This is a genomic window from Anaerococcus sp. Marseille-P3625, assembly GCF_900232825.1.
GTDB lineage: Bacteria > Bacillota > Clostridia > Tissierellales > Peptoniphilaceae > Anaerococcus.
This window is the reverse complement of the sequence record NZ_OCTP01000011.1, coordinates 487,916-514,680: the sequence shown is the minus strand read 5'-3', so window position 1 is coordinate 514,680 and position 26,765 is coordinate 487,916. Positions and strand designations below refer to the sequence as shown.

Sequence of the window (26,765 nt, the reverse complement as noted above, 5' to 3'; positions counted from 1 at the left end):
TTTTATTTTTCAACTAAAGACTCTCTGAATAAATTTTTCTAAAATCCTTAAATCAAACCATCCTTAGGGGTGGTTTTTCTTTTTGTGAAAATCACATAAAGATACATAAATTTGTATAAATTTTAGAGATAAATAATTTTTTGGCAATTTATATAAGATTGTGGTATAATACACAAAGTAATTTGGCAACTAGCAGTCAAATAATAATAACGTAATACAAGGAGGAAATGGTGAAACATAAGATTTTATCATTTATGTTAGTAGCAAGTTTACTTTTAACAGCTTGTGGCAATAACAAAGAAGCTACAAAAGAAAACGAGCCTGCTAAACAAAGCGAGGAAACAACAGAAGCTAAAGACTCATCTGATCAAGCAAAAGAAGATCAACAAACAAGTGAAGATGAGAAGGCTAACGAAGAAACAAAAGATGATTCTAAAGAAGATAATGAAAAAATATTTACCCTTACATTATTTCAAAATCCAAAAACTTTAGACATCCAAAAAACAAACGCAGATTATTTTATTCCTATCCAAATTTACGATAGACTAGTAGAAACTGTCGTTGGTGAAGATGGAACACCAGAAATCGTACCAAGTCTAGCTGAAAAATGGGAAATTTCTGAAGATGGAACAGTTTATACTTTCCACCTAAAAAAAGGTGTAAAATTCCACAATGGTGAAGAATTAAAGGCAGATGATGTATTATTTACTGTAGAAAAAATGATGGATCCAGCTGAAGCAACAGTTAATAGTGCAGTTTTTGAAAAAATCAAAGGTGCAAAAGACAAATTAGCTGGTAAAGCTGACAAAGTTGAAGGTGTAAAAGTTATAGATGATTATACTGTAGAATTTACACTTGAAGAACCATCAGGCCCATTCTTAGCAGGTCTAAGTGGAGCTCCAGCATCAATTTTTAACAGAAAAGCTGTTGAAGAAGGTAAAGACAAATTTGGTTTTGATCCAGAATACACTGTTGGAACAGGTTACATGAAATTTAAAGACTGGACACAAGATAAGGAAGTTAACTTAGTAAGAAATGACGACTATTTCAAAGGTCCTGCAAAAATTGATGGCGTTAGATATCTAATGAATATCGACAAATCAACAGAAAGAATGATGTTTGAAAATGGTGAAATTGACTTTATGAAATTAGATAAGTCAAGCCTTGAATCCTATGAAAATAACAAAGATTATGAAGGTCACATCATCAAATTCCTAGCGCCAAGTATGGATTATATAGTTTATAACCAAAAAGATCCTAACATGGCAAAAAAAGAAGTTCGTCAAGCAATCACTAAAGCTATCAACAGAGAAGTATTTAACAAAACTTTCTACGATAACAAAGGAATTTTATTAAATGGTGTAGTTCCTCCAGGAATGCCTGGTTACAACGATAAATTACCAGAAATAAAAACAGATGTTGAAGAAGCTAAAAAATTATTAGAAAAAGCTAATTTTGATCACAGTGCAAAATTTGTAATCCTACAAAATGGAGAATCAGATTATACACATCCAATGAATGAAATGCTACAATCAATGCTAAAAGAAATTGGAATCGAAGCTGAGATTAAAAACATGGATATGACAAGCTTCTGGGATACTGTAGAAAAAGGTGAAGGCTTTGCTATGTGTATAGGTCCTGTAACAGCAGATGTAGCAGATCCAGATGATTTCTATGCACAATTTACTATGGAAGATAGTGGAATAAACGGTTACAACGTAACAAACAAAGACCTATCTGATAGAATCAACAAAGCAAGATCTATAGTTGATATGGACGAAAGAATCAAAGCTTTAAACGAATTAGACGAAGAAATAGTTCAAGAAGACTGTGATTATTTACCAATCGCATCTAAAGTAAATTATTTCATCACAAGCAAAAGAGTAAACAAATTACAATTAAGCTGGCAAGGTTGGGTTGCTGGTGCAACTTACGGAATAGAAATGGCTGACAAATAATTTTGAAATTTACTAATAATACCCCAAAATTCTCTTGAATTAGGGGTATTATTTTGTAATTACAAATGGAGAAAATATGAAAAAATTCATTTTAAAAAGATTATTGCAATCGCTAATAATTTTTCTTGGGGTAATTTTTATTACCTTTATACTTATGAATATAATTCCAGGAAATGCTGCCACCGCTCTAATGGGAGAGAAAACCAACGCCGAAGTTTACCAAAGAGTAGCAAGAGAACTTGGCTTGGATAAACCAGTTTTAGAGAGATTTATTGATTATATGAATAATTTAATCAGAGGAGATTTGGGCAATTCGTTAATTATGAATAGACCAGTTACTGAAATTATCAAAAATGCTTTTCCAAACACCATAAAACTTGCAAGCGCAGCTATGCTTGTATCTTGGACTTTGGGTATTGGCTTTGGAATTTTGGCATCAATATATAATGGAAAATTTATCGATAGATTTTTGATGTTTAATGCAATTTTGGGAATTTCTATGCCGACTTTTTGGATGTCGATTTTTTTGCAATATATTTTTGCTTATAAATTAAAATTACTGCCAATTTCAGGTTTTGGAACTTACAAGGAGATAATTTTGCCTGCTTTAGTCCTTGGTTTTAGCTATGCAGGGGAAATTACAAGAGTTTTAAAGACCAATATTACCAACGCCTTAAATAACGAATCCTACATAGATACGGCAAGAGTAAAAGGCTTGTCAAAATCAGCGGTTGTCATAAAACACGCCATGAAATCTTCCATGCTTCCAGTAATAACAATAATGATCCTACAATTTTCTTCCCTATTAGGAGGAGCAATGATTACAGAAACAATTTTTGGTATTCCAGGTCTTGGAACCTTGTCTATTTCAGCACTTTCCAATAGAGATTTACCTTTGCTCCAAGGAACGATTTTACTGGCAACTTCTGTAATAATTTTGGGTAATTTTATTTCTGATATTATATATTCGTTGATAGATCCAAGGATAAGAGTGGAATGATATGAGAAAAAAGTTTATTAATTACATAAAAAATAGACCACTGTTAATAATTTCACTAGCAATTATAGTAATTTATATTTTATTAGCCTTGTTTGCGCCGATTATTGCTCCATATACAGTTGAAGAAACAACCTACGCTGATATTTTGGCAGCTCCTTCAAGAACTCATTTGCTAGGAACTGACGAATTGGGTAGAGATGTTTTTTCTAGGATAATTTATGGTTTGAGGATGTCACTTTTCATTGGCTTTGTTCCGTCAACAATCAATATTATTTTAGGATTAATCGTAGGAATGATTTCTGGAGTTTCAAATAAATTTGTCGATAATATCTTGATGAGAATTGTCGATATTGGCTTATCCTATCCTTTTATGATCTTGGCAATGGCCATAGTATATAACTTGGGATCTGGGATTTTATCTATGGTTTTGGCATTAACTATTTTTGGCTGGGCCTCAGATGCAAGAATTATTAGAGCGCAAACCAAACAAATAATGAGTCTAACTTATATTGATGCTGCCAAAGCTTCAGGAATAAATAAATTTGGCTTAATTTTTAGGCATATTTTACCAAATATCAAGCATACAATTTTAGTTTTGTACACTATGGGCATTCCTCAATCAATCCTTGGCGAAGCAGGAATTAGCTTTTTAGGATTTGGAGCTCAAGCACCTTTTACAAGCTTAGGTTTGATGGTTTCAAGAGGTAGAACTTATTTGTTTGACGCACCTTGGCTATCCATAGCACCAGGAATATTTATCTTGATTTTATCACTAAGTTTTAATTTCTTAGGCGATGAATTAAGCGATTATTTTGGTTTAGATAGAAAGGAGCTAAAATGATTTCAAATAATGAAAATAAAGTGATCTTGGAAATCAAAAACCTTAGTGTTGGCAAAAAATTAAAAAATAAGGATATAAAAATAATAGATGACCTATCTCTAAGTGTAAGAGAAAATGAAATTGTAGGAATTGCTGGAGAATCAGGCTGCGGTAAAAGTATGCTTTGCAAGGCGATTTTGGGAATATTGCCAGGAAAAATCGAAATTTTATCTGGAAGTATAAAATTTGATGGCAAAGAAATAGATTCCACAAGAAAACTAAAAGACATTAGAGGATCAGAAATAAATATGATTTTTCAAGAGCCAGTTTCAGCCCTACATCCACTAAAAAAAGTAGGCAAGCAAATTGGCGAAAGTTTGAAACTTCATTCTAATCTTAATAGCAAAGAGATAAAAGAAAAAGTTATTGAAACCATGGTATCTGTCGGCATCAACGATGCAGAAAAAAGATACAATCAATATCCTCACCAATTATCAGGAGGTCTTTGCCAAAGAGTTGTAATAGCTATGGCAATTATCAACAAACCAAAATTACTAATAGCTGATGAGCCGACCACAGCTTTAGATGTAACAGTTCAGGCAAGAGTTTTAAATTTAATAAAAAAATTGCAGGAAACAACTGGTACATCGGTTATATTTATCTCTCATGACTTGGCAGTTTTATCCCAACTAGCCAATAGAATAAACGTCATGTACTGTGGGCAAATAGTAGAAGAAAATCTCAAAAAAGAAATATTTAAAAATCCCTACCACCCTTACACCAAAGATTTGATAAAGGCTATACCAGAAATCGACAAAAAAGACCTTCAAGCAATCAAAGGCTCAGTTCCTTTACCAGAAGATTATCCAAGCTTATGCAAATACAAAGATAGGTGTCAAGAAAAATTTGCAAAGTGTGATAAAGAAAAACCATGCTTATATGCTAAAGAAAGTGGAAAAATAAGGTGTTTAAAATATGAATAAAGATATTATAAAAATTGAGAATGTATCGTTAACTTACAAAAATACCAACACAAAAGCTTTGGATGATTTTTCTCTAAAGGTCAAAGAAAACGAAATACTAGGCCTAGTTGGCGAGTCAGGTTGCGGGAAATCAACTCTTGGTCGAGCGATAATAGGACTTGAAAAATTTGATGAGGGAAATATTTATCTAGATGGGGAAAATTTAGATTATTCAAAAGAAAGTGAACTTAAAAAACTTAGGGAAAATATCCAAATGGTATTTCAAGATCCTTATCTTTCCCTAGACCCTTCAATGAGCGTAAAAAATATCATAAATGAACCCCTAAAATATCTTAAAGCTGGCCTTTCAAAAGAGGAAAAAGAAAAAAGAATCCTAGAAGTTATGAAACTAATCGACTTAGATATTAATTTTCTGGATAGAAAATCTAAGGAAATGTCAGGTGGTCAAAGGCAAAGAGTAGGAATAGCAAGAGCTTTGGCAATAACACCAAAAGTTTTAATTTGCGATGAGCCGGTATCTTCTTTGGATGTATCTGTTCAAGCGGGAATTTTAAATTTACTAAAAAATCTAAAAAAAGACCTAAACTTATCCTTAATATTTATTTCCCACGACCTTTCTGTGGTAAATTATATAGCCGATAGGGTTTGCGTAATGTTAAAAGGCAAAGTTTGTGAAATTGGATCAAAAGATGACATATTCAACAATCCAAAGCACCCTTACAGCAAATTTTTATTAGAATCTGTCCCAAAAATTCAAATCGAAGAAGAAAATGAAATTTCAGACGATTTGATGGAAATAGAATACAATGAGAAAGGCTGTCCATTTTATAATAGATGTGAGCTTGCAAGCGAAATTTGCGCAAAAGAATTTCCAAAAGTTTCAAGAGAAAATGAACATATATGGTATTGCCACAATAACAAATAGGAAAAAATTACAAAATCAAAATTTCAAACCATCCTTAGGGGTGGTTTTTCTTTTGGGAAAAAATAATAAGCTTTTGTCAATTTGTAAATTATGTGTTAAGATATAAAAGATGTTTGTTAATAATTAGCTAAATCAGCCAGTGAGTTTAATTTATTAAAGGAGGCCTTATGCTTAGATTTTTTAAATATACTGACAAAAAAGAATTTATTAAGCTTTTCATCGTTAGAGTTATTGTTATCTTGTCTATGCTTCTTAGTCCCATGCTTATTGCATCGGCTATTGATTCTGCTATTGGAAAAGACCTTGAAGCTACCACAAAATACATTATTTGCATAGTTTTTCTAGATGTTTTTATCCATATTTTCTATGTTTTAGAAGATTATTTATTTGGCAAAAACGATATGAAAGCTTATATCAATCAATTTTCGAAGATCAACCAAGCTGTAAAATTTTACGATAGCAAAAAATACAATATAGATGATGGTAGAATTGCTCAGGAATTGGGACAAAATTTTGAAATTGTTCAGCCCTTTATTTACAAAAACATCCTAAGAATTATTTTAAACACTATAAAATTCATAGGAACTTGTATAATAGTTTATTTTATTTCGCCATATCTTTTGCTGGCCTTTTTGATAATAATCCCAATTTCAGCCTTTGTTTCCTACAAAAGCGAAGAAAAAATTGCAGAATTTTCATCAGATCATCTTGATGATATGAAAACTATCAAGGGTTTTATAATAAGCCAAAAAAATTTGTCCAAGGAAGAAAGATTTCTAGAAAAAAGACAACTACCAGAAATAAAAACTTTTTATAAGACTTTTAAGGATAACTTGATCAAGAAAATAAAGTATGAAAGTGTAGTTTATAATATTTTTGTCTATGGAACTTTAAACTTTGCCATAACTTTAAGCACAATCATATCTGTAATTTTGATAATTAAAGGGGAAATGACAGCCGGTTCTTATGCTGCAGTTTCAATATATATAAGCAATCTTTGGGATCCTATGCTAGATCTTTTCAATACAAGACGCGAATATGTTTCCGGTAAGCCTGCCATGGAAAGCTATGATGAATTTTTAAATCTTTCACAAATGGAATTTTCTTGCGAAAAAATTAGTGATATAGAAATAAAAAATTATGTAAGTCTTGGCAAAGATGGCCAAAAACTTCATAAGGCAAAAACATTTAGCTTTGCAAAAAATAAAATCAACCTAATAGTTGGAGATAATGGCATAGGGAAAACGACCCTTGTTGAAGCTATACTAAATTTAACTAGTAGATATGATGGAGAAATTACTATCAATGGAAAAATTGTAGACAAAAAATCCAATATTTTGTACGAGGATATGGTTTATATCCCGGCAGATCCAATTATAAGTGAGTATGGATTTCTAAAAGATAAAGCCAATAATTCCTCAGGACAAAAGAAACTTAGCCAATTAGAAAACGCAATCCTTACAAAAAAATCAGTATATATTTTTGACGAACCAACTAACTTTTTAGATTTTTCGGTAAAATCTGATGTCATTAATTTGATAAAAAATCTCCTATCAGATGAAAAAATTGTCATAGTTATAAGCCACGACAGTATTTTTTTAGAAGAAAATGATTTAAATTTAATAAAAATTTGAATATTTATTAGAGATTAAAAAAACTAGCAATCGCTTTGCTAGTTTTAGTTTTATTTTTAAATATATTTACAAAGTTAACTTATTGAAATATTTCGTTGACTTTAAAACGATAATTAATTATAATAGAGCTATAATAAACGTTTTCATTACGTTAATATATAGGAGGATTCAATGAATAAAACATTTAGAGGTCTTATGGCATTGTCATTAGCTTTCATACTTGGAGCTTGTGGCGGTGGCAAAGACGCAAACAAAGATGCCGATAAGGATCAAAAACCAGAAACAGAAACTAGCGAAACTGCAGAACCAACAGACGTTAGTGGCAAACTTTCAGTTCAAGTAGAAGAAGCTTGGCTACCACATTATGAAGAAGCTGCTAAAAGAGTTAAGGAAAAATATCCAAATGCAGAAATTGAATTTAAAACAGTAGCATCTTTTGATCATCTAGATATTATAGATCAAACAGATGCTTCAAACGAAGACGTTGCTGATTTATTTGCAATTCCAGCTGATAGACTTTATGGTTTGCACAAAAACGATGTTTTAGGAGCTATCGATTCACAAACTCTACAAAAAGAAATCGGTGGTTGGGATGATTTTGATAAGGGAATTGGCGGAAACTTCAAAATAGATGATGAATATTTTGCTTTCCCATATAATATCGAATCACTAATAACATATGTTAATACAGCAAATGCTAAAGAGAAAAATATAGATATTGAAAAACCAATTGAAATAAACGATGTAGCTGACGAAAGTACAGTATTATTCCCTTTATTTGATGCTTGGTATGGTGTAGCAGCTACCAACTCTTCAAATATAGAATTATTAGGCAAAGCTGATGATGGTTCACTATTTTCTGATATGACCAAAGAATGGAAAGATCTAGAACCAGAAAAACAAGCTACAATCAAAGGCCTATATGATTATTGGAAGAAACATCACGAAGCAAAAACACCATTATTTGATTCAGATGCTGGTTGGGCTTATATCGATGATACATTTACCACTGGCAAAGGTGGAGTTGCTCGTATAGGTGGTCCATGGGATGTTGCTACAATTTCTAAACAAGCAGGCGAAGGCAATTTAGCTATTAAGCCAATCGGTAACTTAACACTTGCAGGAAAACCTCTAGCTCACTGGCAAGGTGGTTGGGGACTTGCAATCAATGCAAGAATTGAAGAAGATAAAAACAAAGTTGCTTTAGCAAATGCAATGATAAAAGAAATAGTAAATCCTGAATTTGCTGTAGATTTATTTAAAGCAACAGGAAAAGTTTTGGAAAATGTAAGTGCAGAAACTTATGAAAATTCTGACCTACCAGATTCTGATAAAGCAGTAATAGCTGCAACAATTGAATCTTACCAAAATTCACCTGCAAGACCTCTATTCCAAGAATGGGGAGATGTTTGGGATACTTATAAAAATGCAATTCTTTCTTGGAACTCAACAGAACCTAAGAATGAAGAAGAAGCTTATAATGAACTAAAAGCATCATTTGATTCTATGATGGCAAACTTTAACTAAAATAAGTAAAAAAGGGCCAAGCAATTGGCCCTTTAAATTACAGATGAACAAGTTTAAAAAAGATGATAAATTCTTGATGAAAATCCTTATAGTATCGGCTTTGATAATATTTTTCATCTCGCTTGAGGCGATAATTTTAGCCAAGGATTATAATAATTTCAATGAATTTAGAAAAAACGTATCAGATATAAGCTACGATGATTATTTAAATTTAATCATAATGAATATGTTTTTGGGTGTCCTAAATCCCATAATCATTTCGCTATACACATTTTTCACTATAAAAAAATATGGAATAAACAATATTTACAAGATGTTTTTTGGATTTGCAACGGTTTTATCTTTAGCAAATATTATCTTGCAATTTAGGATAAAATCGATTTTTTATTACTTAGTCATTATCTTACATCTAATCCTATTTTATTTTATAGTAAGTAAAGAAAGGACCTAGGAGCTTATGAAATATCAAAAAGACCTAGTTGATGATCGTGGCAAAACCTATCCTAGGAAAAATGAATACATCAAAGACATAATTGATGGCAAAAATCCTGATAGAAATAGCCACCCATACATCATAAAACTTAACGAATATCAGAAAAAAGAAAAAGAATTACTTGATAAAGTAAAAAAAGAAGCAGATTCTTTAGAAACTAGTACTGAAAACTCAAGTGAATTTAAGGACTTGAATAAAAAGCTTTATATATCAAAGGCTATGGTGGAATTTTATGAAGAAAATTCTTATCTTACTTATGATGCAAGCCTAAAAGCTAAACAAGCAGAAATATACCTAAATCAGATACCTCAAATAATTGAACATGATTTGGATTTGAAAAACAAATTAACCGATAAATCTAACAAAATTAGCTTATTAAGCGAAAAAGAGCTTAATGATGCAAATGAAAAAATTGCAAAAGAGAAAAAGATATTAGAGGAAGAATATCAAAAATCTCTTGATAATTTGAAAGAATCTTTTGAGAAAAACCTAATTTCTGCTAAGGCTTACAAAAGCGAAAAAGAAAAGTACAAAAAAAGATTTGACGATTCAAATAAAGCCATTGAATTTTTAAATCCAAAAAATTCTTTAGAAGAAGAAATAAAAAGTTTAAAATACAAAGTTAAACAAGATAAAAAAGAGCAAAAGAAAATCCTTGCCTCAGATCTTGCAGAAGCTAGACGTAGAAATCCAGTAGAAACTGAAAAAACTAGTCCATGGAGATCCATCGTTTCATTGCCTTTACCAGGTTTGGGACAACTTTTAAACGGTCAATGGCAAAAAGCTTTGGTATTTTTCCTAGGATCTTTGTTTATCTATCTAATAGCTATTCCTTATGCCCTTGGTTTTGGAAACTATCAAGGCGAGGGAATTAGTGGCCTTATAAGTCTTGCAGCAAATGGTGGAAGACTTGATAGGTCAATACTTTTTATGATCGAAGGAATTTTGGCGATAGTATTTTTGCTAATTGCCCTATTTATTTTAATAGTAAGTTTCTTGGATGTTAGAAAAGTTGAAAAAGCTGAAAGTTTAGGCGTTAGACCTAATAACTGGTTTGAATCTGTCAATATTTTGCGTACAGATGGCTTCCCATATTTAATAACTACACCAGCGTTATTAGTTATTATATTTATAGTTTTGGTGCCAATATTTACAGCAATTTTGATATCTTTTACAGATATGAATCCAAAAAATCAAAACAAATTCCACTGGATAGGGCTTGAAAACTATATAACAATAGCTAAAGGCCAAGGAATTGCAGGTCAAGCTTTCTGGAAAATATTTGGATGGACATTGATTTGGACAATAGGTGCATCAACTCTTGCAATTGTTCTAGGCTTTATCTTTGCACTTCTTGTAAATAACGAGAGAATTAAAGCTAAGAAATTCTTTAGAACTGTATATCTATTGCCATGGGCAGTTCCTGCATTTATTACAATAATGTTCTTTTCTATCATGACTAGTCGTGGTGGAATATTTTCTGAAGCACTTTCTGGTATTTTTAATACGAGTCTTGACATAAAAAATGATACTTTCCAAACAAGGCTTGCCTTAATTTTAATCCAAGGCTGGCTGGGACATTCGTATATATTCCTTTTGACAACTGGAGTTTTGCAAGCTATTCCAAAAGATTTGTATGAAGCTGCAAGTATTGATGGGGCAAATGGTTTAAAGCAAACATTTAAGATAACAATACCTCTTGTGCTTTTCCAAATAGCTCCGATGTTAATTAACCAATACACCTTTAACTTCAACAACTTCTCAATAATTTACTTGTATAACCAAGGTGGGCCATTCAATCCAAAAGTTTACGGAAACTTGGCTGGTTCATCAGATATTTTGATATCTTATATTTACAAGCTAACAATGGAAAGTCAGTATCAAGCAATAGGAGCAGCTATAACCATATTTATTTCTATTATCCTAATAATAATTTCTTACTTAGGCTATAGAAAATCATCTGCTTTTAAGGAGTATTAATATGACAAAGAAAAAGAAAAATAAAGATAATAGTTTATATTTATCAGACCTAACTCCTTTATCAACAGCTGGCAAAATTGCTCTAGGACTTATCTATGTGCTATTGATAATCCGGGCAGCAGTAATACTGGTTCCACTATTGATAATGACTATAAGCTCATTTAACTCAAACCAAGGCCAATATATTTCACTAAATAGTGACTTTATATTTGGTTTGGACAATTTCAAATATTTATTTGAAAAAACTCACTTTGTAAGATGGGTCTTAAATACCCTAAAAATTGCAACAATTACAACCTTGCTAACCTTAATATTTGTATCTTTTACAGGTTATGCATACTCAAGATTTAGATTTAAGGGCAAAAAGGCAAGCCTTATGACAATAATGCTTGTTCAAATTATCCCTGCATTTGCAGGAATTACTGCTTACTATGCAATTCATTCCATAATTTCTGGAATAATTCCAGTATTTTCTAGATCTGCCATGCTAATATTAATTTATGCTGGTGGAGCGATTGCAACTAACACCTTTATTCTAAAAGGTTACCTAGATTCAATATCACCAGAACTTGATGAGGCAGCAAGAATTGATGGTTGTAGTAACTTCCAAGTTTATAGGTTAATAATTATGCCACTTGCTCGTCCTATGCTTGCAATAATTGCTCTTCAATGTTTTATAGGGCCGTTTTTGGACTACATGATGCCAAAAATACTTTTGACAAATCCAAATGATTATACTTTGGCAACAGGATTATTTACCTTGATAAATGATATGAGAACAATGAATCAACCAGCCTTTGCAGCAGGAGGATTCTTATCTGCGATACCAGTTATGCTATTGTTTTTAGCTTTACAAGATGAGCTAGTATCAGGGTTATCAAGTGGAGCAGTTAAGGGATAGGAGAATAATATGAGAGTAAGATTAGATAATGTCGGCAAAAAATATGAAGGCCGCGAAAATTTCACCATAAGAAATATTAATCTTGATATAGCTAGTAAAGATTTTTGTGTAATACTAGGACCATCAGGATGTGGAAAATCAACACTAATAAGAATGATAGCAGGTTTAAACTCTATAACAGAGGGAACCTTGTACTTTGGCGATAAGATAATGAATAAAGTAGAGCCAAAGGATAGGGATATAGCTATGGTATTTCAATCCTATGCCCTATATCCACATATGACTTGCTATGAAAATATGGCTTTTTCGTTAAATATGAAAAATGAAAGCAAGGAAATAATCGATCAAAGAGTAAAAAGTGCTGCAAAAGTTTTGCAACTTGAAGATTATCTTTACAACAGACCTTCAGATATATCAGGTGGTCAAAGACAAAGAGTTGCTTTAGGTCGTGCTATTGTTCGTAATCCGTCAGTATTCTTGATGGATGAGCCATTAAGTAACCTTGATGCCAAACTAAGAGAATCAATGAGAGTGGAGATTGTAAGAATACATAATCAACTAGATACAACAAGTATTTATGTAACCCACGATCAGACAGAAGCTATGACCATGGCAACTAAAATAGTTCTTTTAGATAAGGGTATTGTTCAACAAGTAGGACCACCAACAGAATTTTATCAAAGACCAAACAACCTCTTTGTAGCAGGATTTATTGGATCACCAACTATGAACATCATAGAAGGAAAGATTGAAAATGGACTATTTGTAAGCAATTCAGGCGAAATGAAAGTTAGACCAAGCGATAAAGATAGCCAAATAATCAAAAATTATGAAGGCAAAAAAGTCTACCTTGGAATAAGAAGTGAAAGATTTATAGCAGAAAAACGCGATTACAACGCTGTAACAGCAACAATAGATGTAATAGAAATGCTAGGCAAAGAACAATTGCTCTATGCTAAATTAAAAGATGGAGTAGATATTGTAATAAGCCAACCTGGATATTACGATTATAAAATAGGGGAAACTCACGATTTCACCCTAGATCCAGAAGCTCTTCATTTCTTTGACGGTGAAAGTACTGAAAGAATAAACTAAAAAGCTAAAATTAATATAAGAAAAGCCACTTTTAAGTGGTTTTTTCTTATATATTATTTTTCTCAAGATCAATGAGAAATTTTTTGACAGAAAGCCCATAAGCGTAGCCACAAAGCTTGCCATCACTGCCAATTACCCTATGACAAGGGATAAGAATCATAAGGGGATTTTTGCCAATGGCAGTAGCTACAGGACGAATGGCTTTTGGTCTATTAATGGCATAAGCTATATCCTTATAAGTTTTAGTCTTTCCATAAGGAATGTTACAAAGTTCTTTCCAAACAATTTTTTGAAAATCAGTTCCTTCTAACTTATCTATATCAAAAGCTTTAAAACTTTTTAACTCTCCCTTCAAATATTTTTCTAAGTTATGGAAGACATCATCTGACAAGGTTGATTTTTGATCAATTTCATTAATTCTATCGGTTAATTCGATTTTTTTCAAAAAATCACCATAAGTAATTTTAATTATTCCAATTTTACTAGTATAAAATGCAAATTTTTTATTCATGATAGACTAATTATAAGTTTATTTTCTCTAAAGTCAAAGATCTTATAAACTTTAATCTTTTCTAAGATTTTTTTAAAATTATCGTATAATATATATAAATATAAAATTACGGAGGTAATTATGACCTACGAAGATAAGGTAGAAAAAATTGTCGAGTTTATAAAATCTGGTGAAAAAGATGAAAAAGATTTCAAAGTAGGTTTTGAAGTTGAACACTTTGTTGTTGATAAAAATTCTCTTGAAACTATTAGATATGAGGGAGAAAATGGCATACGCCAATCTTTAGAAGAGCTAAAAGACCTAGGCTATGAGGGAATTTATGAGGGTGAATATATCATGGGGCTTCATAAAGATGGAGCTTCTATTTCAATTGAACCTGCAGCTCAATTTGAAATTTCCTTAGATTCTCAAAATTCTGTTGATAAATTATTTGAAACTTACAAAAAAACCATGGCAGAAATTATCCCGATTTTTGATAAAAAGGGACAATTGCTAGTTGAAGTTGGCTATCAAGTTAAGGATAAAATCGCTGATATTCCAAGAATTCCAAAAGAAAGATACAAATTTATGTATGAGTATTTTGAAAAATATGCAGGTCCTATGGCTCACAATATGATGAAAGGTTCTGCAAGTTTGCAAGTTGCCATAGATTATTCTGATGAAGATGATTTTAGGAAAAAATATTTCCTAGCTAACGCCCTTGCTCCATTTTTCTATAGTATTTTTGACAATGCATATATTTTTGAGGGAGAAGTTTACGAAAATCACAATATTCGCCAGACTATTTGGGAAAATTGCGATAAGGATAGGACGGGAATTTATCCATTTTCTTTTGATAATGACTTATCTTATGAAAAATACGCCAAAAAAATTCTTGCGACACCATCTATATTTATAAAAAAAGATGACAAGGACATTGCAACTAATGAAAAGACTTTTGAGGAAATTTTTGACGAGGATATGAGCGATGAAATGGTATTTCATGCCCTATCAATTGTATTTCCTGATGTAAGAGTTAAAAAATATATCGAAATTAGAATGCCTGATAATATGCCTTTCCCATACAACTTTGCAGCGGTAAGTTTAATAAAAAACATTTTCTACGATAAGGAAGTTTTAGATTATGCTTACAATCTTTTGGCTGGCTTTACTTACCAAAAGGCCCAAGATTTGAAAAAAATCACAGTTCTTAGGGGCATACAAGCAATGTATGAAGATAAGAAAATTTATGAGTGGATGCTTGAAATTATAGGCAAAATCAAAGAAGATAGAAAATATATAGATCCACTTAGAGATTTACTAGAAGAGCAAAAAACTCCAAGAGATATCTACGAAGAACTTTATAAGGAAAGTCCACAAAGAGCAGTCTATGAATTTTCTGTAAACAAATTTGTAAAGGATAATAATGGCGAAAATTAAAAAGGCTTACCAATGCACTAATTGCGGTCACAGTCAAGGAGTTTGGGCAGGTCAATGCCCTTCTTGCAAAAAATGGGGAAGTCTTGTAGAAGTAGTCGTAAAAGAAGAAAAAAATCAAAATATAATTTTTGAAGAAAATAAGGCCAAAAAATTAAAGTCAATCGAGGTTAATAAAGATCTAAGAATCAAATCTTCCTACAAAGAATTTGACAGAGTTATGGGCGATGGACTTATCAGAGATAGCGTTTCAATTCTTACTGCAAGACCTGGCGCCGGCAAATCCACGCTTTTGCTTCAATTATCCAAATCCTATGCGGATATGGGACTAAAGGTTCTTTATGTTTCTGGAGAAGAAAGCGAAAGCCAAATAAAGTCAAGAGCTGATAGAATTATGGCAAAATTGCCAGAAAATGTTTGGATACTTTCGACAAATTCTATGGATCAAGCCATAAGTGAAATCAAAAAAATCGATGCTGACATAGTTTTTTTGGATTCCATCCAAACTTTTAGCCTAAGAGAATTTGACAATAAACAAGGAAGCCCAACCCAAACCATAGAAGTTGCCAACAAAGCAGTAGAAATCGCCAAAGATCCAAAAAAGAAAAGAGCCATTATAATGATTGGCCACATGACCAAGGCAAATGAAATGGCTGGACTTAGAACGCTTGAACATTTGGTAGATACAGTTTTAATCTTAGATGGAGAAAGTGACGAGGACCTTAGGGTTTTAACCACTAGCAAAAATAGATTTGGCAGAACTGGTGAAATTGGTTTATTTTCCATGACCGAAGATGGACTTTTAGAAATTTCAAATCCCAGCCAATATTTCATAAGCCAAAGAGATAATGATGTTGAAGGCTCAGCCATTGCTGTAACCAAAGAAGGTTCCAGATTATTGGAGGTAGAAATTGAATCACTAGTTAGCAAATCTTTCTTGCCATATCCACAAAGAATTGGCGATAGTCTTAGAAAAGATGAGCTTAACACTCTAATTTCAATTCTTCAAGAGCGAGCAGGATTAAATTTATTTGACTACAATGTTATAATCAAAACCACTGGTGGCCTCAAACTTTCCGAGCCGTCAGTAAATCTTGCCATCATGGTTTCAATTGCCTCATCATTTCTAAAAAAATCCGTATCCGACAAAACAGTCTTCATAGCAGAAGTTGGTCTAACAGGCGAGCTAAAAAAAGTTCCGCAAATTCGCCAAAGATTAAAAGAATTAGAAAGATTAGGCTATGAAAAATGTTTTATAGCCAAAAACTCCCTAGACGTTAGCGAATTTAAGAGCTTAAAAGTAATAGAACTTGCAAATATAAGAGAAGTTTTAGAAGCTTTGTTTGGATAAGCAAAAAATAAAAATAAAGAAAAAAATAGGTCTTGATGTAACTATTTAATCTGGGTATAGATTAAAAAGTTCACGTCAAGGCCTGTTTTTTATAAAAAATGAAAAAAAATATTTAAGTTGTTTATTTTTATCATTGTTGGTGGTTTAATATAATAAAGAAGAAAAATTTTTCTAAGCAAAAAAATTAAGCGGGAAAAAATAACAAAGGAGGAAATTATGGGCAAAAGATTTTTTAAAATATTGGTTTTTCTGCTTCCGATATTTTTAATATCTTGTAAGGGCGAAGATAAGACAAATCAAGAAGATAAGAAAATAGTTGAAAATAATGCAAAGGAAAATCTAAAAAAAGAAGCTTCCAAAGAAAATAACGAATCTAAGGAAAAAACTGAGAACAAAGAAGAAAGCAAGGATGACTTGCCAAAAGAAGACGAGTCTGGAGTAAAAAAAGACTTAAAAGTCGTAAGTGGTGGCAAATCAGGAACTATGTCAAACTTAGTAGCTGATAGAGAAGTTTGGAATGATTTTATTGAAGAAAAAGATAAAAAATCCGCTCAACAACCAGTAGATGGCCTTCATGTACCAAAAATTTTGCTAGATTCTCCAGATGCTAAAAAAGCTAATGAGGATATAGATAAAATTGTCCAATACATAAAAGAACAATACAAAACTTCCTTGGAAAATAGAGAAGAAGATAACGAATTCTTAGGAATTTTCAGCGAATTTCAAGCTTATGAAGATGACAAAATTCTAAGCCTACATATGCAAATAACTAATACCTGGGATGTAGGAAATACCCAGCATAAAATTTATAATTTTTCTCTAGCTGATGGAAAATTAATAAATGACGATGAACTTTTGGAAAATTTTGCTATTGGAAAAGACGATAAGCTAAGCTTGATGGAAAAAAGTGTTGATTCTAGATATCAAAAACTTATCGACCAATACGATTCAAGACTAACAGAAACGGCATATTTTGATAATATTGCCAAGTTGGAAGGCCTTTCCTTAGATGATTTGTGGGATGATAAAGAACTAGGAGATAATAGATTTTTTGTAGATGAACTTGGAAATATAATGTTTCTATATCATTTCTATACTGATGCATGTGAAGACAAATTTACAGAAGCTATAAAACTTCAGGGAAAAGATTTAAATCCTAGTATATATGCAGATGAATTTGTAAAAATGGCAAGAACAATGGGCTTAGATCCAAATGATGAAAAGATAAAAGCCTTTATTATTCCTATGGGATACGCTCAAGCAGAAGATGAGCTAGAAGTTGTATTGAAAAAACTATACCAATGGCAAACAGTATATAATGAGTATGCAGATCCTAGATTAATTTTGCAAACAACAGGTGATGCGAGCATTGACCTAACTGGAACTGACTACTATCTTATAGTACCAAAATGGAAAATGGCAACAGTAAGTCTTAAAGAATTGCAAACTTCAGAAGATGGTAAAACAACAGAAGTTGAAAATTATCTTTTGGACAGAGTTTCACAAAGATCAACTACTCTAATTTGTCAAAATCCAAGTGAAGTTGTCCCAAATTCTAAGATTAAGCTTAGATATAGGGATGAAAAAATTGAGTTTTCTCCAATGATAAGTCAAAAAGACGGAAATTTGGAACTACCAGAAGGAATAATTGATGCAGAAAATATTTTGGGCTGGGACAATGACCAATATGGCTATTCATACACTCTATTTGAACAAATTTTACATCTAATGGGTAGAGGCTAAAAATTATTGGTAAAATTTCTTTATAAAAGTCAAAGATAGGTTATCCTATCTTTTTCTTTGCTCTTGTGGTAAATTCAATATAAGAAAGGCTAAAAAATGACTAATATAATTATTTTTCCACAAGCAAAAAATTCCACAGATAGACTAAAAATATTGAGAGAAAAATTGCAAGCTTTGATATTAGAACACGATCATTTGCTTTATCAAGTATGTAAGAATCTAAAAGTTCGTTATCTTTTAGAATTTGGGGCTCTAGAATATAGATTTATCGAATTATCGATGAAAAAAGATAGGCTAAAAAGAAAATTAGACTTACTGTATATAAAAATAAACAGAAATGAAAAAATTACAAAAGAATATCTCATAGAAATAGAAAAATATTTGGATGAGAAACTTTCATCATTTAAAGAAAGATTAAATCAACAAGCAAAAGACCTTGACTGGGCCATAGACTTATCAGAAAAACCTCTTATGAATCCAGAAGAAATGCTAGAATTTAAAAGTAAGTATAGAGATCTTGTAAAAAAACTTCACCCAGACCTAAACAAAGATCTTAGTGCAAGTGATTTAGACTTATACTACAAGGTCGTTGACGCCTACAAAAATGGACAAATTGACCTAATAAATCTTTACCACGATCTAATAATTGGCAAAGAAGAAACGGACTTAAAAGATGAAAAATTAATAGATCAAGAGATAAAACGAATATCTGAAAATATTGAAAAATTAAAGGAATCTATAGAAAAAATCAAGGATTCTTTTCCCTATGACAAAAAAGATCTTTTGGAAGATGAAAAGGAAATAGAAAACGAAAAAGAAGCGATAAAAAATGTTATTAAGGCTCTTTTAAAAAATATAGAATACTTAGAAAAAAGAATAGAGGAAATTACAAAAAATGCCTGATTTAGAAAAAACTGACAAGGAAAATTTTATAGATATTTTTCACAGGGGTGGAGGAATCGATAAATTCAAGCCCTATGGAGAAGATATTTTTCTTTTTGACACCTACGTTGCAGGGACAAGTTATATAGAAAATATGGAAAATTTCCAAGAAAAAATCGAAATAGATACTAAGGTCAAATTTTTTAGAGAAATTTACAATGAATATGACGAAAATGCCATAAAAATCTGCCTTGAAACAGGAGAAAAAATCGGCTACATTCCACAAGTTGACAACGAAATTTTTGCAAGACTTATGGATAGTGGCAAATATCTCTTTGGCAAAGTTTATCACAAGGAAAAAAAGGGCAGATGGTGGCAAATAGGAATAAAAATTTACTTAGAAGGATAAAATATGAAAAAAAAATCACTGGCAATTTTTATTTTGCCACTAGCAATAATAATTTTATTAATAATATGGAGAAACCAAGAAAATAAAAACAAATTAGGCAAATTTAATTCTAAGGCTCTTTATGTCTACAACCTAACAGACGATAAGGAAGTTTTGGCAGTAAATGAAAATGAAAAATTACCTATGGCATCTCTTACAAAAATGATGACTGTTCTTGTAAGCCTTGAAAAAATTCCCGATATTTCCGCAAAAACAACTGTCGATACCCAAAGCTATCAAAAACTTATCGATGAAAATGCATCAATGGCTGGTTTTTATGGTGGGGAAGAAGTATCTTACAGAGATTTGCTCTACGGAGCAATGTTGCCATCGGGAGGCGAAGCTGCCGATAGCCTTGCTGTAAATATTTCTGGTTCAATTTTACAATTTACAGGACTTATGAACGATAAAGCCAAAGATTTAGGATTAACCAACACTCATTTTCAAAATGCAGATGGAATGGATGAGCCGGGTCATTATTCATCAGCCAAAGATATGGCAATGCTTTTAAAAGAAGCTTTAAAAAATGGAGATTTTAGAGCGATTTTTACCAAAAAAGATTTCACATCTAGTCAAAGCCCTGATCATCCAATGGGAGTTTATATGCAAAGCACTGTCTTTAAAAAACTTGAAAATTATGAGCAAAATGGCTTTGAAATAATCGGTGGCAAATCCGGAACGACAGAAAAAGCCGGACTTTGTTGGATAAGTCTAGCATATAAAAATGGCTGTGAATATATAGTAGTTACAATGGGTGCACCATATACAGATATCAACAATACTGGCGATGGACAAATAAAAGATACTCTAAGTATTTTAGAAGATTTATAGGAGCTAATATGCAAAAAGTTTTAATCTTAGAAGGTAAATTCTTAGAAAAAATTTGGGGCGGACAAAGACTAAAAAGTGAATTTGCTTATCCGATAGAAGGGGAAAATATAGGCGAATATTGGGCAATTTCAGCCATGGAATCCTATCCGTCAATAGTTACAAATGGCAAATTAAAGGGAGAAAATCTTAAAGATATTTACAAAAATCATAGAGAATTATTTGGAAATTTGCCAGAAAAAGAATTCCCGCTTTTGGTAAAAATAATCGATGCCAAAGACGACTTGTCAATCCAAGTTCATCCAGATGATCAAATGGCAGCAAAAATTGAAAATTCTCTTGGCAAAAGCGAATGTTGGTATATCCTAAATAAAAATGAATCATCAATAATCTATGGAATAAAGGCAAAAAATAAAGATCAAGCCATAAAACTAATAGATGAAGAAAAATGGGATGAGCTATTAAAAGAAGTAAAGGTAAAAAAAGATGATTTTTTCTATGTTCCAGCAGGCACAGTTCATGCCATCAAAAAAGGCTGTCTAATATTAGAAATTCAACAAGCATCAGATCTAACCTACAGACTTTATGATTATGATAGGATAGATAAAGACGGCAAAAAAAGAGAGCTTCATCTTGAAAAATCCAAAGAAGCCATAAAAATAAATGAGCTAGAAAACAAAGAAAAAACAGAAAAATTTGACACTTATCAAAAAACAGAACTAACAGCAAATGAATTTTTCCAAGTAAGAAAATATCAAATCAAAAGCAAAACAAAATTAAAAAGAGAAAATCCTTATCTCTTAGAAGCAGTAATAGAAGGCTCAGGCAAGCTAATAGTAGATGATGAAGCCTACCCAATAAAAAAAGGTGACTTTTTTATATTAACAAATGAGGTTGACGATTACTATTTTGATGGGGAAATCACGGTTGTTGAGAGTAATTGTAATTAGGATTTTTTAAAAAAGAAATAAGATTTCTTATGTTCTTATGAAATTTGTAATTTTAGACTCTGTTCTTGGATGGCAGCATAAAGGGTCTTTCGATTGTCCCTTCAAAGCCCTTTTGCCCACACAAACCTCACCCTTAAACGACCATTGCATGGAGCAACAAGGCTAGGAATTGCTTCGCAATGTCCTATTTGATAATAAAATTAGATAATTGAAACAATAAACTGACTGATGTTCCAAAGCTTTTTAAAACCAATGATTAAAAAAAAGAATTCGCGGAGCGAACTTCTACTACTCATTGCCCCACGCAGTGGCAGAGGGGTTAAAAAGGTTTAGGGGGATCGGGGGAAAGGAAATAAGGGGCCTCTGCCGCCCCTAATTCCTATCCCCCGAAAACGAAGACATTTAATAAAAAAACATAAACTTATAAGATATCAAATAATTAAATAATTTACAACAAAAAAATATTTATATATTTTTATTTTGATTTTTTAAACTTTTTCTTAAAGCCGCCCTCCAAGGTCGAAGTCTAGAAAGTAAAAGAATATTAGAATATAAGATTTACATCTATAAAAAATATTGTTTTCTATTTCCGATACTTCTAAAAATAGCAAATTAAAAAAGCAAGAAAACAATCTTGCTTTTAATATAATCCTATTAATTTTTCAATTATCATTATCCATTTGTGGGGAAAAATTTTTCCTAGTATTTGAACTATTTTTGCAAGTGGATTTGTTGTTACTAGGTCTTTGCTTTTGGATTTTTTTAGTGATTTTGCTACTAATTTTTCTATATCTTCGTAGGCAAATTTTTTAAATTTCGGGTCGTTCCCTTGGAAAAATTCTGTTGCTACTGGATTTGGGCAGAGAGCTTGGACGTGTATTTTTTCATCTTTAAATTCCATATTTAATGCTCTTGATAGGCTTATTACATAGGATTTGCTTGCAGCATAAACTGCAAATTTGGGCTGAGGGATAAAGCCTGCTACTGATGCGACATTTATTATGGAAGAATTTTCTGCCATGTAAGGTTTTACAATTTTTATTATTTTTGTAAGAGCACTTATGTTTACATCTATAACATTTTCATCTTTTTCTATTGAAATTTCATCAAAATAATCATTTATCCCAAGGCCAGCCGAATTTACTACTAGTCCTATTTTCTTATCTTTTATATTTTCTTCTAGGATCTTAAAACTTTCATCTTTTCTTAGGTCTAAGTCTAGAATTTGGACATTACTTTGCAAAATTTCGCTTAAAGCTATAAGCCTTTCTTTTCTTCTTGCTATAAGAATTATTTTATCAAAGCCAATTTGGTCAATTTGTTTGGCAAATTCAAGGCCTATTCCAGAGCTTGCTCCTGTTATTATTGCAATCATATGCCTTTTTTAGCTTCAAGAATTAGATTTTGTTTGAGATTCCACAATTTTTGTGATAAGTCGACGTAATAATTGTGCGGAGTATCAAATCTTTTCACTTCTTCCCACATACTATCTAGCTCGTTCTTGCAATATTTTGCAATTTCATCAAGAGATGGCTCTTCATAAATCAACTTACCATTTTCAAAAATCTTCTCTTGCATTAGTCTTGCCTTATAATTATCCATTTTTTTCATTTTCCAAGTAAATAAAGGATCAAATATTACAAGAGGATTGCTATCGTCCATTTCTTCATCTCTAAGGGTAATATAATCAGCTTCAGCTTTGCCAGTTTTCTTGTCGTAAAGTCTGTAAACATTTTTAAAGCCTGGAGTGGTGATTTTTTCTACATTTTCTGAAACTTTGATTTTTGAAATGAGTTGATCGTCATCATAAATTCCCACAAGCTTGTAAACTCCTCCAAAAACTGGGTCGGATTTGCTAGTTATGAGTCTTTCGCCAATGCCAAAGGAATCTATTTCCGCTCCTTGGTTTAGTAGTGAAATAATTTTAAATTCGTCAAGGGAATTGCTTGCTACAATTTTTGCATCCTTAAAACCATTTTCATCTAAGATTTTTCTAATTTCTTTGGATAAATATGCAAGGTCGCCAGAATCAATTCTTACTCCACCAGATAAACCTCTAGGCTCTAAAATTTCCTTGAAAATTCTCATAGCATTTGGTAGACCACTGTTGATAGTATCGTAGGTATCAATTAGCAAAATGCAATTTTCTGGATAGGCTAGAGCGTAAGTTTTGAAAGCTTCATACTCGCTATCAAAGGCTTGAATCCAAGAATGAGCCATAGTTCCTGCAGGTTTAAAACCGTAAGTTTTGGCTGATAGAGTGTTGCTTGTAACAGGGGCTCCAGCTATGTAAGCTGCTCTTGCTCCAGTTAGTGAAGCATCTGCTCCTTGGGCACGTCTTGCACCAAATTCCATAACAAGTCTATTGCCAGCTGCCTTTACAATTCGGCTAGTTTTTGTAGCTATCAATGAATTAAAATTCATAGACAAAAGTAAATATGTTTCTAAAATAGAACATTCAATTATTGGAGCTTTGACAGTTACAATTGGCTCATTTGGGAAAATTACAGATCCTTCTGGATATGCCCAAATATCTCCTGTAAATTTGAAATCTTTAAGATAATCCAAAAAATCTTCTGAGAAATTACCTTCTTTTCTAAGATATTCTATATCGCTAGCAGAAAAAGATAAATTTTTCACATAATCGATTATGTCATTTAAGCCCGCAAAGATTGAATATCCACCTCCATCAGGATTATTTCTATAAAATGCATCAAAAATTGCCACAGTATCTTTCATACCATTATTAAAATATCCATTTGCCATAGTAAATTCATAAAAATCACTAAGCAAGGATAAATTTCTTTTATTATTCATTAAATCCTCTTTTCAAATTCTTGTATTAATTTATACTTTACTCTTTGTATACACAATTACATGGAAAAGACCTAGAAAAATTATTTTTTTAATTATTAAGTTTTTAATTATTTGATATCTATTATGTTTTCTTATTTTATAAAATTGACTTCGTTCTTGGTGGATAGGGTATAGGGGTTACGGAGACCCCTTTATCCTCCCCCAAACCCCCAACCTTATTCACCCCCGCCGCCCTTGCAGGGAGCAATGAGTAGTAGAAGTTCGCTCCGCGAATTCTTTTTTTTGAAATAATTGAGTTATAAACACTTTAGAATATCAGTAAGTTTATTGTTTCAATTTTCTAACTTTATATTCAAACAGGACATTGCGAAGCAATTCCTACCCTTGTTGCTCCATGCAATGGTCGTTTACAGGGTGTCCTTTGCTGGGTGGTTTGGAGGGGGCTTTGGAGGGACAATCGAAAGTCCCTTAAAGCCGCCCTCCAAGGACGAAGGAAGTAAAATAAAAGAATTTTAAAATATAAGATATCAAATATGTAGTGTATTTTGCTACAACACTTGGCATTTCAACGAAAACATATACTCCGCTGGCATCCTGAGCGAACATACATACATACACTCTTTGGCATCCTGAGCGAACGAAGTGAGTCGAAGGATCTTGTGGGAGTTTTGTTTAATAAATATTTTCCAAATCCCAAGAGATGTTTCGACTACAGGAATCTTGTGATTCCTTTCGCTCAACATGCCAGGTGGTTTTAGATTTTTCAAACAGGACATTGCGAAGCAATTCCTACACTTTTGCTCCATGCAATGGTCGTTTATAGGGTGAGGTTTGTGTGGGTGTAAAACTCCATTGATTTTGGAGTTTTACACCGAAAACAGAGTGCGGTAGCACGGAGGAGCTTTGTCAAAAGCGAGTTTTCGTGGACAAAAGAGCTTTGGAGGGACAATCGAAAGTCCCTTAAAGCCGCCCTTCAAGGACGAAGGCTAAGAATTAAAAAAATAATGAAACTTAAGATTCATTAGCAAATTATCATACAGTATTAGGAAAAGTTACTAATATTATTAATAAAAAAATGAAATTATCCAAAAAGAATTTTTTATGGTAAAGTGTTAGTATAAATTTAAAAGGAGTTAAGATGTATATTTTTGATATAGATGGAACTTTACTTAATACGCTAAAGGTTATTAGTTATCACTTAAATAAAACTTTAAAAGCTTATGGACTTGTTGAAATTCCAATAAAAAAGATTAGAGAATTTGTTGGAAATGGGCCAAAAGTTTTGCTTAATAGAGCCTTTGACTATCAAAATTTTGATGGAGATGAGAGCTTAAAAGAAGAAATTTACAATGTTTATAATAAATCCTACGACGATAATCCACTCTATCTAACCGAGCCTTTTTCTGGGATTAAGGAAGCTTTGGATATTTTGAAAGAAAGAAAGGAAATAATTGTAGCTTTTTCCAATAAACCTGACCAAACTTGCAAAAAAATATTAAATGGAATTTTTGGAGAAAATTATTTTGATTACATTCTTGGTTTTAGAAATGATTACAAGAGAAAACCTTCAGCTGAGGGACTTATGATAATTGCTGATCATTTTGGGGTGAATTTTTCTGATATTTTATATTTTGGCGATAGCGAAGTTGATATAAAATGTGGCAAAAACGCCAATGTCTTTACAGTTGCTTGTTCTTGGGGCTTTAGAGATAGAGAAATTTTAGAAAAAGAAAAACCAGATTTGATAATAGATTCGCCAGAAGAAATTACAAGTATTAGAAGAATTTGAGGCACTAGGAGCTTACTTTGCAAGTTGTTATAGAAAATTTATCAAAAAGTTTTAAAGAGAAAAACGTCCTAAATGATTTGTCGGTAACTTTTGACCAGGGAATTATTTATGGACTTTTGGGCAGAAATGGTGCAGGGAAAACTACTTTGTTTAACCTAATAGCTAAAGAACTTAAAAATGACCAGGGAGAATTTTATCTTGTGGATGGCGATAAAAAACTTCCACTAAAGTTAGATGACATATTTTTGATGTTAGCAGAACCAGATTTGCCGAAATTTTTGACTGGAAGAGAATTTATAAAATTTTTTATAGAAGTTAACGAGGAAAAAATCAAAGACCTAAAAGATCCGTCCTATTATTTTGATTTGGTAAAATTTCTTGATGAAGATTTGGATAGACTTATCCAAGATTATTCGACGGGAATGAGAAATAAATTGCAGATGATGATGTTTTTAATTTTGAAACCTTTGGTAATTTTGATGGACGAACCTCTAAATTCCCTAGATGTAGTTGTCCAAAAAGAAATGAAAGATCTGATTAAATCAATCAAAAGCGAACACATAATTATTTTTTCTACTCATATTTTAGATTTAGCAAAAAATATGGCCGACGAAATAATTTTGCTTCACCAAGGGAAAATTCAAAAAGTTGACAAGAAAATCAAAGATAATCCTGATTTTGAGGCGGAAGTTATTGATTTACTAAAGGCTTGAT

General features: G+C 31.9%; 23 protein-coding genes. 20 read left to right on the top strand and 3 right to left on the bottom strand.

Features of this window, described 5'->3' with window-relative positions:
• Window positions 1-227: 227 nt before the first annotated feature.
• The 11 genes from CS884_RS07810 (at window position 228) to CS884_RS07760 (ending at window position 13,316) form a co-directional block, all read left to right on the top strand.
• Window positions 228-1,958 carry an ABC transporter substrate-binding protein gene (locus CS884_RS07810; RefSeq protein ID WP_099321325.1) on the top strand — a complete coding sequence of 577 codons (1,731 nt, stop codon included), beginning with the start codon at window positions 228-230 and terminating at the stop codon, window positions 1,956-1,958.
• A 76-nt stretch (window positions 1,959-2,034) separates the two neighbouring features.
• Window positions 2,035-2,958, top strand: a complete 924-nt coding sequence (locus tag CS884_RS07805; protein WP_099321324.1) for an ABC transporter permease — start codon at window positions 2,035-2,037, stop codon at window positions 2,956-2,958.
• Between the two features lies 1 nt (window position 2,959).
• Window positions 2,960-3,799: an ABC transporter permease gene (locus CS884_RS07800; protein ID WP_099321323.1), complete on the top strand. Its 840-nt coding sequence runs from the start codon at window positions 2,960-2,962 to the stop codon at window positions 3,797-3,799.
• Window positions 3,796-4,761 (top strand): ABC transporter ATP-binding protein, encoded by a 966-nt coding sequence (locus CS884_RS07795; RefSeq protein WP_180753312.1) that lies wholly within the window; start codon window positions 3,796-3,798, stop codon window positions 4,759-4,761. The genes CS884_RS07800 and CS884_RS07795 overlap by 4 nt, the downstream gene beginning before the upstream one ends.
• Window positions 4,754-5,686 carry an ABC transporter ATP-binding protein gene (locus CS884_RS07790; protein ID WP_099321322.1) on the top strand — a complete coding sequence of 311 codons (933 nt, stop codon included), beginning with the start codon at window positions 4,754-4,756 and terminating at the stop codon, window positions 5,684-5,686. The genes CS884_RS07795 and CS884_RS07790 overlap by 8 nt, the downstream gene beginning before the upstream one ends.
• 167 nt (window positions 5,687-5,853) lie before the next feature.
• Window positions 5,854-7,320, top strand: coding sequence for an ABC transporter ATP-binding protein (locus tag CS884_RS07785; RefSeq protein WP_099321321.1), 1,467 nt, complete (start codon window positions 5,854-5,856; stop codon window positions 7,318-7,320).
• A 171-nt stretch (window positions 7,321-7,491) separates the two neighbouring features.
• Complete coding sequence (locus CS884_RS07780; RefSeq protein ID WP_099321320.1) at window positions 7,492-8,847, top strand: sugar ABC transporter substrate-binding protein; 1,356 nt, start codon at window positions 7,492-7,494, stop codon at window positions 8,845-8,847.
• 43 nt (window positions 8,848-8,890) lie between these two features.
• Entirely contained in the window at window positions 8,891-9,298 is a 408-nt protein-coding gene (locus CS884_RS07775; protein WP_099321319.1) for a hypothetical protein, read from the top strand.
• A 6-nt stretch (window positions 9,299-9,304) separates the two neighbouring features.
• Window positions 9,305-11,320, top strand: coding sequence for an ABC transporter permease subunit (locus tag CS884_RS07770; RefSeq protein WP_099321318.1), 2,016 nt, complete (start codon window positions 9,305-9,307; stop codon window positions 11,318-11,320).
• A 1-nt stretch (window position 11,321) separates the two neighbouring features.
• Window positions 11,322-12,221: a sugar ABC transporter permease gene (locus tag CS884_RS07765; RefSeq protein ID WP_099321317.1), complete on the top strand. Its 900-nt coding sequence runs from the start codon at window positions 11,322-11,324 to the stop codon at window positions 12,219-12,221.
• A 9-nt stretch (window positions 12,222-12,230) separates the two neighbouring features.
• On the top strand, window positions 12,231-13,316 hold the full coding sequence (locus CS884_RS07760; RefSeq protein WP_099321316.1) for an ABC transporter ATP-binding protein: 1,086 nt from the start codon (window positions 12,231-12,233) through the stop codon (window positions 13,314-13,316).
• A 46-nt stretch (window positions 13,317-13,362) separates the two neighbouring features.
• On the opposite strand, the gene CS884_RS07755 is transcribed toward CS884_RS07760, so the two are convergent.
• Window positions 13,363-13,827 (bottom strand): methylated-DNA--[protein]-cysteine S-methyltransferase, encoded by a 465-nt coding sequence (locus CS884_RS07755; protein ID WP_099321315.1) that lies wholly within the window; start codon window positions 13,825-13,827, stop codon window positions 13,363-13,365.
• A gap of 120 nt (window positions 13,828-13,947) precedes the next feature.
• Between CS884_RS07755 and CS884_RS07750 the strand changes: the two genes are divergently transcribed.
• The 7 genes from CS884_RS07750 (at window position 13,948) to manA (ending at window position 21,445) form a co-directional block, all read left to right on the top strand.
• Window positions 13,948-15,246, top strand: a complete 1,299-nt coding sequence (locus tag CS884_RS07750; protein ID WP_099321314.1) for a glutamate-cysteine ligase family protein — start codon at window positions 13,948-13,950, stop codon at window positions 15,244-15,246.
• Window positions 15,233-16,594, top strand: a complete 1,362-nt coding sequence (gene radA, locus CS884_RS07745) for a DNA repair protein RadA (RefSeq protein ID WP_099321313.1) — start codon at window positions 15,233-15,235, stop codon at window positions 16,592-16,594. Before CS884_RS07750 ends, radA begins: the two co-directional genes overlap by 14 nt.
• Before the next feature lie 216 nt (window positions 16,595-16,810).
• Window positions 16,811-18,337 (top strand): hypothetical protein, encoded by a 1,527-nt coding sequence (locus tag CS884_RS07740; RefSeq protein WP_099321312.1) that lies wholly within the window; start codon window positions 16,811-16,813, stop codon window positions 18,335-18,337.
• 96 nt (window positions 18,338-18,433) lie between these two features.
• On the top strand, window positions 18,434-19,240 hold the full coding sequence (locus CS884_RS07735; RefSeq protein WP_099321311.1) for a hypothetical protein: 807 nt from the start codon (window positions 18,434-18,436) through the stop codon (window positions 19,238-19,240).
• Entirely contained in the window at window positions 19,233-19,628 is a 396-nt protein-coding gene (locus CS884_RS07730; protein ID WP_099321310.1) for an HIRAN domain-containing protein, read from the top strand. The genes CS884_RS07735 and CS884_RS07730 overlap by 8 nt, the downstream gene beginning before the upstream one ends.
• 3 nt (window positions 19,629-19,631) lie before the next feature.
• Entirely contained in the window at window positions 19,632-20,498 is an 867-nt protein-coding gene (locus tag CS884_RS07725; RefSeq protein ID WP_099321309.1) for a D-alanyl-D-alanine carboxypeptidase family protein, read from the top strand.
• A gap of 8 nt (window positions 20,499-20,506) precedes the next feature.
• The gene (gene manA, locus CS884_RS07720) at window positions 20,507-21,445 is read left to right on the top strand and encodes a mannose-6-phosphate isomerase, class I (protein WP_099321308.1); all 939 of its coding nucleotides are present in this window, start codon (window positions 20,507-20,509) and stop codon (window positions 21,443-21,445) included.
• A 640-nt stretch (window positions 21,446-22,085) separates the two neighbouring features.
• On the opposite strand, the gene CS884_RS07715 is transcribed toward manA, so the two are convergent.
• Complete coding sequence (locus tag CS884_RS07715) at window positions 22,086-22,820, bottom strand: SDR family oxidoreductase (RefSeq protein ID WP_099321307.1); 735 nt, start codon at window positions 22,818-22,820, stop codon at window positions 22,086-22,088.
• Window positions 22,817-24,262: a nicotinate phosphoribosyltransferase gene (locus CS884_RS07710; RefSeq protein ID WP_099321306.1), complete on the bottom strand. Its 1,446-nt coding sequence runs from the start codon at window positions 24,260-24,262 to the stop codon at window positions 22,817-22,819. The genes CS884_RS07715 and CS884_RS07710 overlap by 4 nt, the downstream gene beginning before the upstream one ends.
• 1,138 nt (window positions 24,263-25,400) lie before the next feature.
• On the opposite strand from CS884_RS07710, the gene CS884_RS07705 reads away from it, so the two are divergent.
• Both CS884_RS07705 and CS884_RS07700 read left to right on the top strand, forming a co-directional pair.
• Window positions 25,401-26,051, top strand: coding sequence for an HAD family hydrolase (locus CS884_RS07705; protein ID WP_099321305.1), 651 nt, complete (start codon window positions 25,401-25,403; stop codon window positions 26,049-26,051).
• A gap of 17 nt (window positions 26,052-26,068) precedes the next feature.
• The gene (locus CS884_RS07700) at window positions 26,069-26,764 is read left to right on the top strand and encodes an ATP-binding cassette domain-containing protein (RefSeq protein WP_099321304.1); all 696 of its coding nucleotides are present in this window, start codon (window positions 26,069-26,071) and stop codon (window positions 26,762-26,764) included.
• Window position 26,765: the final 1 nt, after the last annotated feature.